Source organism: Vibrio sp. V08_P9A1T1 (assembly GCF_963874405.1).
In the GTDB taxonomy this organism is placed as follows: domain Bacteria; phylum Pseudomonadota; class Gammaproteobacteria; order Enterobacterales; family Vibrionaceae; genus Vibrio; species Vibrio anguillarum.
Genome location: NZ_CAWNIB010000010.1, coordinates 1 through 11846, shown reverse-complemented (window position 1 = coordinate 11846; position 11846 = coordinate 1). Strand labels below are relative to the sequence as shown.

The 11846-nt window shown below is 45.9% G+C and carries 8 protein-coding genes; 2 read left to right on the top strand and 6 right to left on the bottom strand.

Translation table 11 applies throughout. From position 1 onward, the window contains the following. Nucleotides 1-25: 25 nt before the first annotated feature. The 3 genes from AACT21_RS00555 to apbC form a co-directional block, all read right to left on the bottom strand. On the bottom strand, nt 26-2152 hold the full coding sequence (locus tag AACT21_RS00555; protein ID WP_094164192.1) for an AsmA family protein: 2127 nt from the start codon (nt 2150-2152) through the stop codon (nt 26-28). 81 nt (nt 2153-2233) lie between these two features. Continuing rightward, nucleotides 2234-2875 (bottom strand): uridine kinase, encoded by a 642-nt coding sequence (gene udk / locus AACT21_RS00550; protein WP_010320672.1) that lies wholly within the window; start codon nt 2873-2875, stop codon nt 2234-2236. A gap of 192 nt (nt 2876-3067) precedes the next feature. Continuing rightward, on the bottom strand, nt 3068-4144 hold the full coding sequence (gene apbC, locus AACT21_RS00545) for an iron-sulfur cluster carrier protein ApbC (RefSeq protein WP_094164191.1): 1077 nt from the start codon (nt 4142-4144) through the stop codon (nt 3068-3070). A gap of 155 nt (nt 4145-4299) precedes the next feature. Here apbC and metG point away from each other — a divergent pair, with 155 nt between their 5' ends. Next, a complete protein-coding gene (metG, locus tag AACT21_RS00540) occupies nt 4300-6366 on the top strand; it encodes a methionine--tRNA ligase (RefSeq protein WP_013857253.1) in 2067 nt (688 codons plus the stop codon). 216 nt (nt 6367-6582) lie between these two features. Next, complete coding sequence (locus AACT21_RS00535) at nt 6583-7395, top strand: hypothetical protein (protein WP_013857254.1); 813 nt, start codon at nt 6583-6585, stop codon at nt 7393-7395. A gap of 157 nt (nt 7396-7552) precedes the next feature. Here AACT21_RS00535 and udp read toward each other — a convergent pair whose 3' ends face one another. From udp to AACT21_RS00520, 3 genes are all read right to left on the bottom strand, one after another. Beyond that, nucleotides 7553-8311 carry a uridine phosphorylase gene (gene udp / locus AACT21_RS00530; protein ID WP_010320675.1) on the bottom strand — a complete coding sequence of 253 codons (759 nt, stop codon included), beginning with the start codon at nt 8309-8311 and terminating at the stop codon, nt 7553-7555. Between the two features lie 334 nt (nt 8312-8645). Further along, on the bottom strand, nt 8646-10940 hold the full coding sequence (locus tag AACT21_RS00525; RefSeq protein ID WP_094164190.1) for a zinc/cadmium/mercury/lead-transporting ATPase: 2295 nt from the start codon (nt 10938-10940) through the stop codon (nt 8646-8648). 286 nt (nt 10941-11226) lie between these two features. After that, on the bottom strand, nt 11227-11643 hold the full coding sequence (locus tag AACT21_RS00520) for a CBS domain-containing protein (protein WP_094164189.1): 417 nt from the start codon (nt 11641-11643) through the stop codon (nt 11227-11229). Nucleotides 11644-11846: the final 203 nt, after the last annotated feature.

The following is an 11846-nucleotide window of genomic DNA, read 5'->3' as shown; positions in this document are numbered from 1 at the left end:
ATCATAATGAAATCAACCCAGTAAATTACTTAAAAAGACTTTTTAATAAGCCATCAACCGCTTTCTTGGTTTTCTCGTCTTTTATCTCAACGCCGAGCTTTTCCAAGCCACGGTCAATCTCTTTTTCCGCTTTTTGTCTTAACACATCATCAAAAACCAATTTGAATTTAGGATCGCTCCATTGCCCTGAGATGTTGATAGGAATCGTGACGTCTCGCAGCTCATCGATGTCTTTGCCACCTTGCCCCTCTAGAGTTCCCACCACAGAAGTGCTCACCAAAAAATCAACCGTTTGTTGCAGATAATTCGCTTTACCCTCACCACGAATACGCAACAGTGGTGATTGCATGGCGAGGTTATTGGTGGTGACTTCCCCTTTGTTCAATTTCAGCGTAGCGGTCATGGCGCTAAAATCGGTTTTCTTCACTGGGTCATCATCAACTTTGTTACCTTTAATTTTGGCGTAATTGCTACGGATAAGGTGAGCGACGTTAATACCGTTGACTGCACCATCGGCAAAGTTGATGTTCACGGTTCCGACAAGGTTTTGTTGAATGCCCGTTGGCGTCAAACTGCGGCCCTTTACATCCACATCAATGTTACCCGTACCTTGTAACATCTCATTATTGAGTACATCTTTTAATAGCGGCAGCACCTGCACTCCCTTAACGCTCTTTTTAGCGCTATAAGTAGCAGGTACTTTGGTTGCATCCAGTTGAGCGGTCGCCTGAATCGTACCTTGGTAAAGGTTGGCACTAAATGAGGTTAAATTCACGATGCCACGATCGACACTAAAGCTGGTTTGCACATTCTGTAATCGAGCATTATTAGCTTTGAACTTGTCTATGGTGACCTTGCCTTGCACATCCAACGTTTTTAATGCACTGAGATCCGGTTCCACTTCAGCGCTCACCGTAGCAGGCGCTGCTGACGTTGAGCCTGACGATGCCTTACTTTCACTCACGGCACTGCTTGCCGTTGCTGGATTCGCAAGCCCTAAAAATTCATCCAAATCGATATTTGGGCTATGCATATTGAAGCGGATTTTAGGGATCTCAGCCAACGTCACTTTGACATCACCATCAAATTCTAATGCATTTGCGGTTAATTTACTGAGTAAGACATCCAGTTGGTTTTTAGAGAGATCAAAACGAATGTTCGAAGTTAAACCGATCTGCATTGGGCTTTGTGGCAAACTGGTTCCTTCTAGATTGGTATCCAGCACCAGCGTATCAATCTTCACCAAGCTCATGGCTTTATCGAGAGTCAGTTGCGCACTCCCCTTCGCATCAAGTTTTAAATCCGCTACCTTTCCTTTCACGCTGAATGACAGCGCATTCTTCTTATCAAACTCGAACGTGGCTAATTCAATCTTCGCAGAATCAATCTGGTTTGATGGGTCACTAAAGCTCGCATCAAGCACAACGTTCTTCACCGCATAATCCTTGAAACCAGCGGCTAATTTGAATTCAGCTCGCCCTTCTGCGGCAAAGTTTTGTTGGTTATTTTTACCTTTGGCGGCAAAAGTTGCTGACGTCCATTTGTCCACCGCAAACTCTGAAAGATTGACCGCCACGTCATACAGCTTGGTATGTGTACCGGCTTTACGGTCTTGTATTTCCAGTAATGCGTTTTCGACGCTAACGCCCGCTAAGTTAATCGTCCACTCTTGAACAGGGTTGCTCGCATTGACGCTGCTTGTCTCTTCTTGTGCTGGTTTTGTTTCGTTTACGGCGGAAGAGGCGGCTGGTTGAGGCGCGGCTTGAGTTAAGCTATCTAAGTTTGAACGGCCATCTTTAAGGGTTTCAAGATGGAACTCAGCACCATTTAGGCGGATGTTGCCAATTTCCAGTTGCTTATCCAGCAATGGCATCACCGAAATTTCAATACCAACTTGATCGACTTTAAACAGGTTTGGAGCGCTGAAACCTTGTGGGTTTCTGAGTTCAGTTTTGCCCAGCTCAAAGCCAAGCGAAGGGAAGAAACTCCAACTGATATCTCCTTCAATGACTAAGTCCAACCCCGTTTTCTGTTTGGCTTGTTCTACAATCAAGGGCTTAAATTGGTTAGGATTGACCAACAGGACAAGTGCGAGCGCGGCAGCGATTAACGCACCGATAATAATGGCAATGAAAAGAAACAGTTTTTTCATCAGCTTTTTCCTTGCTTAATTAGAAAAAGAAAGTGGCACCTAAAGTGCCACTTGTCTGCTTAAAAATAAAGACCACAAAAGTTAAGATTTCAACAATTTCGCGATGTGGGCTTTTAATACATCAATGGCGATACGGTTTTTACCGCCACGAGGAACGATAATGTCCGCGTACTGTTTTGACGGTTCGATAAACTGCATAAACATAGGGCGAACCGTTTTTTGGTATTGCTTTAATACCGAATCCATGGTGCGGCCGCGCTCTTCTACATCACGCTTCACTCGGCGTAATAAACAGATATCAAGCGGAGTGTCCATAAATACGGTCGCATGCATTAAGTCACGTAAACGTGGGTCTGTTAGCAGTAAAATACCTTCTAAAATAATCACTTTCTTGGGTGTTAATAGCGTTGTATTCGCGGTGCGAGTATGCTCAGTGTAGCTGTACTCTGGCACTTCAACCGCTTCGCCACGGGTTAATTGTTCTAAATGTTGGCAAAGTAGATCATGGTCAAGTGCATTCGGGTGGTCGTAGTTTGTCTTAACGCGCTCTTCCATACTGAGATGGCTTTGGTCGTTGTAATAGCAATCTTCCGTAATCACACCAATTTGGTGGTCGCCTACTTTGGCACGAAGTTCGTTATAAATCGTGCTCGCAATCAGGCTTTTTCCAGAAGCTGAAGCGCCAGCAATACCTACGATGACGCATTGATTATTCTCAGACATTATTTTTGCACCCGGTGATGGTTTGGTGATGAAAATAGATAAACTGCCCGATTATAGGGACTTCAACCACCTGATACCAGTCTCGATTTAGACTTTGGAAGAGGTTTGAATAACAAACTACCAAGCAAACGTTTTCGTCGTATTTCAGAAGAGATCACCACAGTGCTACTTTCACAGCACTGTGGACCAACACTAGTCTACCAATGTAAAACTGATTGCATCTGGCTTAGGCTTTCCTTGCCAATATAGGCTTGAACAGACTCGTTCCGCTAGTTGAAGATAACGCTGTGTATGCTCACTTTCTGGTTGAGCAACCACGGTAGGACGACCTTGGTCGATGTCTTCACGCAGGGCAATGTGCAGAGGAATTTGTGCAAGCAGCGCCAACCCATATTCACTGGCCAGTTTCTGCGCGCCACCGACACCAAAGATATGCTCTTTCTCTCCACAATGACTGCAGATGTGATAGCTCATATTTTCAATAAGCCCGATAACCGGAACGTCGACTTTTTCGAACATGGCCGCCCCTTTGCGCGCATCCGCTAGTGCCAGATCTTGCGGAGTGGTGACGATCACCGCGCCCGTTACCGGAATTTGTTGTGACAAGGTGAGTTGAATATCACCTGTCCCCGGTGGCATGTCGATGACCAGATAATCCACATCTGGCCACTCGGTTTCATTGAGCAGTTGCGCCAGTGCTTTCGATGCCATCGGCCCGCGCCAAATCGCCGCTTCAGATTTATCAACCAGATAGCCAATCGAATGACTGAAAATGCCAAATGCCTCAACTGGCTGCATCCACTTATTATCACGCACATCTGGCTTTGCTTCTTGCTTGCCAAGCATCATCGGCACTGAAGGGCCATAAATATCCGCATCCAACAAGCCAACTTTCGCCCCAGATTGAGCAATGGCTAGAGCAAGATTGACGGCGGTGGTTGATTTGCCGACGCCCCCTTTGGCTGAAGTCACCGCAATAATATTTTTAACACCATTAACACTATGAGCGACCGTCGTCGCTAGCGCTTTCGGCGCAATGATTATCTCAACACTGAATGGAGCAAGCGCATCGGTTTGCTGCTTGGAGATGACCCATTCGGAAAGCTCATTCAGCAGATTTTTAGCGGCAAATGGAATATGAACCGTCAAACGTCCCGCTGTTGTAACCGAAACCCAATGCGGTTGGTTTGCCCACCCCGCAATAAGATGAGGGTGTTCAAATTGGTTTAACCAATCGCAAAAATCTTGTTTAGATGTGAACGGCTGCATAGCTTCTCCTTTTTGCTCATGCTATCACTCTCTATTGTCAGACTGAACCCCAAAAAAGTTGCGGGATTCCTTAGGCTCACGCCTTGGAGTCGCTCGCTGCATAAGGTAGTATTGGTCTCTATTTTTCATACCTATCAAAAAAGCGAATATTAAGTATGGCGACTGACCCAAGAAACGTTTCTTCAAGGAAACTGCTGGTAACTTGTGCCCTTCCGTACGCTAACGGTTCGATCCACCTTGGTCATATGCTTGAGCATATCCAAGCTGACATTTGGGTTCGTTACCAACGCCTACGCGGCAACACTGTAAACTTCATCTGTGCAGACGATGCTCACGGCACGCCAATTATGCTTAAAGCACAACAGATGGGTATTACACCTGAAGAGATGATCGCCGCAGTAAGTGAAGAGCACCAAAAAGATTTTGCAGGTTTTGATATCAGCTTTGACAATTATCACAGCACTCACAGCGAAGAGAACCGCGAGCTGGCTTCTCACATTTATCTTGAGCTGAAAAAAAATGGCTTCATTTCAAGCCGCACCATTTCTCAGCTGTTTGACCCAGAAAAAGAGATGTTCTTGCCTGATCGCTTCGTGAAAGGCACTTGCCCAAAATGCAAGTCAGAAGATCAATACGGTGATAACTGCGATGCGTGTGGCGAAACCTATAGCCCAACAGAGCTTATCAACCCGAAATCGGCCGTTTCTGGCGCGACGCCAGTAATGAAGGATTCCGAGCATTTCTTCTTTGACCTTCCTCAATTTGAAAGCATGCTCAAAGAGTGGACTCGCTCTGGCTCGCTACAAACAGAAACCGCCAATAAAATGCAAGAGTGGTTCGAAGGCGGCCTGCAACAGTGGGATATTTCACGTGATGCGCCATACTTTGGCTTTGAAATCCCTGGCGAAAAGAACAAATTCTTCTACGTGTGGTTAGACGCACCTATCGGCTACATGGGTTCATTTAAAAACCTATGTAACAAACGCGATGACTTAGACTTTGACGAATACTGGAATAAAGACAGTAAAACCGAACTGTACCATTTCATCGGTAAGGATATTGTTTACTTCCACAGCCTGTTCTGGCCAGCGATGCTTGATGGCAGTGGTTTCCGTAAGCCTAATAACGTCTTCGTGCACGGTTATGTCACAGTCAATGGCGCGAAGATGTCGAAGTCTAAAGGAACGTTTGTCAAAGCAAGCACTTACTTAAACCACCTAGACCCAGAATGCTTACGCTACTACTACGCCGCAAAACTCAATAGCCGTATCGACGATCTTGATTTGAACCTTGAGGATTTCACCCAACGTGTGAACGCCGATGTGGTCAATAAAATCGTCAACCTGGCATCGCGTAATGCAGGCTTCATCACCAAACGTTTTGAAAATCAGTTATCTGCAACCTTTGCCGAACCAGAGCTGTACGCAGAATTTGCCGCAGCAGCGGATCGCATTGCTGATCTTTACGAAAGCCGTGAATTTAACCGTGCCATTCGTGAAATCACCGCATTGGCGGACAAAGCGAACCAATACGTGGATGAAAAAGCGCCTTGGGTTGTGGCTAAACAAGAGGGTCAAGAGCAAGAGCTACAAGACATTTGCTCAGTGGGTATCAACCTATTCCGCGTGTTAATGACTTACTTAAAACCTGTAATGCCAGCACTAGCGGCGCGCACCGAAGCATTCTTAAACCAAGAACTCACTTGGGAAGGCGTACAAACACCATTAACAAGCCATACGCTCACGCCATTCAAAGCGCTGTTTAATCGCATTGATCCGAAACACGTTGAAGCGATGATTGAAGCGTCTAAAGAAGAAGCGGCAGCAGAAAAAGCTGCAATTGAGAGCGCGCAACCAACCACAGTTGAAACTGAGCTAAGTAAAGACCCTATTGCAGCTGAAATCGAATTTGATGATTTTGCTAAAGTGGACTTACGCGTCGCTAAGATCATCGCTTGCGAAGCGGTGCCAAAAGCAGATAAATTGCTTAAATTCCAATTAGATATTGGTGGCGAAACTCGCCAAGTGTTTTCAGGTATTAAAGCCGCTTATTCACCCGAAGAGTTAGTAGGCAAGTACACCGTCATGGTAGCGAACCTCAAACCGCGTAAAATGAAGTTTGGTATGTCAGAAGGCATGATCTTAGCCGCAGGCCCTGGTGGCAGCGAGCTATGGATTCTTGAGCCACATGAAGGTGCTCAAGCTGGCATGCGCATCCTGTAATACATCAATCTTCACGATAGCATCCCCAACACACTCTGTGTTGGGGATTTTTTATCACCATACTGCTCAAAATCGATCCAGCTCACACTTTTAGTTCAAAATGCACCAATAAGATGCATCACTTCAACGCAAAAATACATAAGTAATTGAATTTAAACAAATAAAAAACTGGCATTAACCCTGCTAACTCTAGATTGGTATAACATTAACAAGGAGTTGGTTATGTTTGTTTTTATCTCAATGCTTATCTCTATCGGTATATTGTGGCTGATGTTTTATCTGGCAAAACAGCGTGAATCCACATTACAACGTAAATATCAACTGCTGATCGACCTTCGCCAGCTACTGTTTTTATGCCGTCAGCACCGTAACATTACCCATCAAACACTAGCCTCTGGTCAAAGACGCGACACTGAGTTGAATGAATTGCAAGATACGCTATACGAAAAAAGTAATCACTTAATTGCTATCGCACACTTTGACAACAAACCAATGTACCGTGTGCTGCAAATTAAGCTTAAAGCACTCATGAAGGAGTGGCCAGAGCGCTCTGTGGCTCGTAACCAAATGATGCATGGTAAAATAATTCGTCACTGTATGTTCTTAATGGATGAGGTGATACTGGCTTGGTTGGTGGAATCCAACCGCGAAGATCTCAGCGATGAATACCATATTAATTGGCAACAGGTCATTGATGCGATGGACGCGCTAACTCAGTTACGCATCAGCATTGATGAAATGGATACTCAAGATGGCCGCATACGCTTGCAGCATTATAGTGAGGTTGTCAGGCGTAGGATGAATCAACTCGCCTTAATCAGCCCTTTAACAGTAGCTTCGCCAAGCTGCTCAGCCGCGCTACATAGCCTGAGCGAACTGCATGATCATCCTGCCTTTCAAATAGAAGCTGGCGCGATGTACCAAATCACTTCGGATATTTCACTCAGCATCTCTCACGTTTACGACCAGATGCTCAGCGACTTAACCGAGAGCTTGTACATTCCGTTGCCTAAATTGGCGATTGCTTAGTGAGTAATTGTTTAGCTGGTGACTGTTTGACTGGTGACTGTTTGACTGGTGACTGTTTGACTGGTGATTATTTAGAAAGTAAAAAGGCCACTTTATTCAAAAGTGGCCTAATCACTCACCGTGTACATAGATACATCAGTGTAAATTCAGAACTCAATTACAGCATTTTACGCGCCGCTTCGACAACCACTTTGATTGAACGAGCCTCGGTTTCTTTGAGTGTCGCGTGATCTGGGATCTCTTTTTGAGTACGGTTGATGATCACACCAGCCACACAACCTGCTTTCAAACCTGAGCTCGCACACATGGTTAGTAAAGTGGCGGATTCCATCTCAAAGTTCAATACGCCCATATCTTGCCACTCTTTCATTGAGCCTTGGAAACGACGTACAACACGACCTGTGAAGGTGTCATAACGCTCTTGGCCTGGGTAGAAGGTATCACTTGATGCGGTAACGCCCATGTGCACGGTTGCACCACTTTCAACTACAGCCGCTTTCATTGCAGTGGCGACATCGAAATCAGCCACAGCAGGGAATTCCATTGGCGCAAAGTGCAAACTTGCACCGTCAAGGCGAACCGAACCTGTGCTGACAATCATATCACCCACATTGACATGAGGTTGGATTGCACCAGTAGTACCTACGCGTAGGAAAGTACGAACGCCAAGTTGAGCAAGCTCTTCAACCGCAATAGACGTAGAAGGGCCACCGATACCAGTAGAACAAACAACGACTGGCTTACCGTCTAACTCTGCGCGGTACACAGTGTATTCACGGTGGCTAGCAAGAAAGACTGGATTTTCCATCTCTTCAGCGATTTTTTGTACGCGGGCTGGATCCCCAGGGATAATGGCCAAAGTAGCACCATTCAGATCGGCTTCGGTAACACCTAGATGGAAAACGGCTTGAGACATAAGTGACTCCTTATTGCGGCTTGTTCAGCTCATAGATATACATCGGGTATGCAGCTACTCTAGCGGACCACGCACCAACAAAGAGTGATCAAATTCACAATGAATGACGCAATGTAACGAACACATTCTCATAAAAACGGTTTGCATCACAAAAAACAGCAAGATTGATGAAATAACACCCAACCCTAAAAGATGATTTCCAACACTGCATAACAAAATACAAGCGCAATATCGACGCATTTCACACTATTACCACAATAGGGTGCAAACCCAACAGGCATGAGAGATAACGACCCGCCATGCCTTGCTGAGCTTTTTGGTTTTTAGTCTCGGACTATTTTTTAAATTTCAATAGACGCAACGCATTGAGCGTCACTAACGCGGTAGCTCCACTATCAGCCAGCACCGCTACCCATAAGCCCGTAATACCGAGTAAACTCGTGACTAAAAAGATACTTTTTAAACCTAGCGCTAGCGTGACATTCTGGCGAATATTGGCGAGTGTAGCTTGTGATAGCTCGATCATGGTGGCGAGCTCGACCAATCGATTATGAGTAATTGCCGCATCGGCCGTTTCCAACGCAACATCGGTACCCCCCCCCATCGCAATACCAATGCTGGCCGCTTTCATTGCTGGTGCATCATTAATGCCATCCCCGACCATCGCCACTTGTTTTTGTTGCGCCAACTGTTGAATGTATTCCACTTTATCTTGCGGTAATAAACTGGCTTTGAAATCTATCCCTAATTGAGCACTCATCGTCGCAGCGCTTCTAGGGTTATCGCCAGTGAGCATAATAGTGTCGATCCCCAAACGGCGCAGAGCTTCAATGGCGGCTTTGGCATCTTCACGCAAGGTATCTTGCCATGCGATTAAACCGACAATGCTCTCTTGCTCAAAAACCACCACCACTGTTTTGCCTTGCATCTCTAGCGCTTCCACTTGCGCGCTAAATACATCAGAAAACGGAACATTCGCTTTGCTTGGCGATAATACGCGCAGTGATTTCCCTTCCACGACCCCCGAAACCCCACTGCCAACTAACGCTCGCTTGTCTATCGCTTCTGGAATGGGCAAAGCCATCGCTTGCACTTTTTTCACTAAAGAGGTTGCCAGAGGATGGCTCGAGCCCATTTCAACCGCTGCGACATAGCGCAACAATTGCTCTTCATCCCAGCCATTGAGCGCAATCACATCCGTAACTTCCGGTTTACCTTTGGTCAAAGTACCCGTTTTATCAAAAGCAATACTCTCTATTTTTCCAAGCTGTTCGAGCGCCGCGCCCCCTTTGATCAGTGCACCACGACGCGCCGCTGCGGCAAGGCCAGAAGTAATGGCCGCCGGAGTTGAGATAACCAACGCACATGGACAAGCAATCAGCAGTAAGGCTAAGCCACGGTAAACCCATGTTTCCCATGGCTGCGCAAACAGTGTCGGCGGTATCACAACCACGGCTAATGAAACCAACATCATTAATGGGGTATACCAACGACTAAATTTATCAAGAAAACGTTCTAACGGCGCTTTGCGAGATTCCGCTTCTTCAATCAGATGCAAAATGCGGTCAATCGCGTTTTCACCCTGTTTGGAGGTGATGGTGAAACGCACCACCTGATCCGCGACCACAGCACCCGCCATGATACTGTCACCTTGATAACGTTCGACAGGCAGTGATTCGCCCGTTAACGCGCTCTCATCAAAGCTGGCCGACGCTTCGTGCAATTGACCATCCGCAGGTAGCCGAGAGCCGGGAGAAACTTCCACTACATCCCCCGGTTTTAGCTCATGCGCTGCCACTGTGATGCGTTCTCCTGCCACAATTTTTGTTGCCGTTTCAGGCACCAGTGCCATTAAAGCTTGTACACCGCTACGCGCTTTGGAAGCGGCAAAAGCTTCTAGCCGCTCTCCGATGAGGAAGAGTAATAGCACCATCGCCGCTTCAACCGTTTCACCAAGATAGAGCGCTCCGAGCGCCGCAACGCTCATTAAGGTTTCAATCGCAAAAGGTGTGCCTGAGCGTGCCAGTTGAATCGCTTTTTTACCGATAGGATACAAACCGGCAAGGCAGGTCAAAATAAACATCCCATCGCTGATTTGAGGGAAATAAGGCTGCACAATAGCGGCGAGTACCATCGCGCCAGCAATGGAGAGGATCTGCGCGTTCTGTTTTATGACTGACTTCCAATCGCTACGAATGGGGGCAGAAACTGGATTAGCCGCATCAATGCGGTGAGCCGTAAAACCTGCGTTACGAACCGCTTGCTCTATTTCAAGCGCTGCCTCTTCGGTATTAAACTTGACCACCAATTTTTCAGTGGCAAACAGCACTTTGGCATCGATCACATTACCCACTTTTTTAAGCGCCGTTTCAACCTTACGTGCGCAAGATGGGCAATCCATCCCTTCAATTTTCCAGCTTTGGTTAAACTGTGTTTTAACGGATGTGAGCTGCGCGGGTTCATCATCGGGATCATTGCTTGCGCACTCTCGTGACCCGCAGCACCCCTCTTCATTTGAATCAACGCCCGCAGCCCTAATCGCGGTAATTTTAAGACTAGAGCATGACACCGCCTGCGGGTTTGCCATGCTATTTTTTGTAGTACTGCAAGCTTCATGTTTTGTGCACATAGGATTCTCCTTCTCTGATGCACAAAGCTTAAACCTTAGAGTCAACTCCAAGGTCAAGCGCATTTTTATCAAACCTGCACTTAACGCACATTCACCTTGATTAGATGGAAAAGAGGTGCACTGCACCTCTAGAATTTTATTTATTACTGCTGATATACCCAAACAACTTGGAGTTGCAGGTAGGCGGCAAGTGAGTGAGTCCCCATGAGCATAGGCAAACTATGTGATTGGGGTGAACGAACGTAGCCAACACCGCTACAGCTTCAAGTAGGAAGGGTATAGTTTGCTATATTGGTTTTTTAAAACAATGCGTTAAGTTTTTCCCTAATGCTCTCAGTACATCTCTGCGCGTAATAATGCCAACCAATTTACCTTGATCGATCACGGGATAAACTTTCGGTTTTCCTACTTTCATCATGTCAGCAAGCTCAATAATAGAAGTGTCTGATGAAACGGACAGCACTTCAGGGTGCATGCAGTCACGGACTAAATGGGTGTCTTCACAGAAATAACTCACCTTCACCAATTTATCGAGCAAATCCTGCTCTGATAGAAAGCCAATCACTTGTTCTTGGTCGTTAATAACAGGACCACCAAGATGCTCCGAACGCATCACTTTTTCTAAAGCCGCAGTCATTGGCATGTCCGGTTTGAAGGTGATGGCTTGTAATGTCATATAGTCTTTAACTATTAGCGATTGCATATCTGTCTCCTTGGTTGCAACGGTATGCTGCCTTAAGTTAAGTGTTGACTAATTTCACCGTTTTGCTAAATGGAAAAAATCGATTTTGCTCATCGGCACAAACTATCGATATTACAAATAGTTAATTTTTATCAAGGGTAAATGGCAAAATCTTTTATCAAAACGTCTCATTTTTGAATCAAACAACACGTTAAGAACACGAT

Excerpts from the sequence above, each read along its gene's own strand:
- AACT21_RS00555 (WP_094164192.1), bottom strand. The coding sequence starts at position 2,152 with ATGAAAAAACTGTTTCTTTTCATTGCCATTATTATCGGTGCGTTAATC.
- udk (WP_010320672.1), bottom strand. The coding sequence starts at position 2,875 with ATGTCTGAGAATAATCAATGCGTCATCGTAGGTATTGCTGGCGCTTCA.
- apbC (WP_094164191.1), bottom strand. The coding sequence starts at position 4,144 with ATGCAGCCGTTCACATCTAAACAAGATTTTTGCGATTGGTTAAACCAA.
- metG (WP_013857253.1), top strand. The coding sequence starts at position 4,300 with ATGGCGACTGACCCAAGAAACGTTTCTTCAAGGAAACTGCTGGTAACT.
- udp (WP_010320675.1), bottom strand. The coding sequence starts at position 8,311 with ATGTCTCAAGCCGTTTTCCATCTAGGTGTTACCGAAGCCGATCTGAAT.
- AACT21_RS00525 (WP_094164190.1), bottom strand. The coding sequence starts at position 10,940 with ATGTGCACAAAACATGAAGCTTGCAGTACTACAAAAAATAGCATGGCA.
- AACT21_RS00520 (WP_094164189.1), bottom strand. The coding sequence starts at position 11,643 with ATGCAATCGCTAATAGTTAAAGACTATATGACATTACAAGCCATCACC.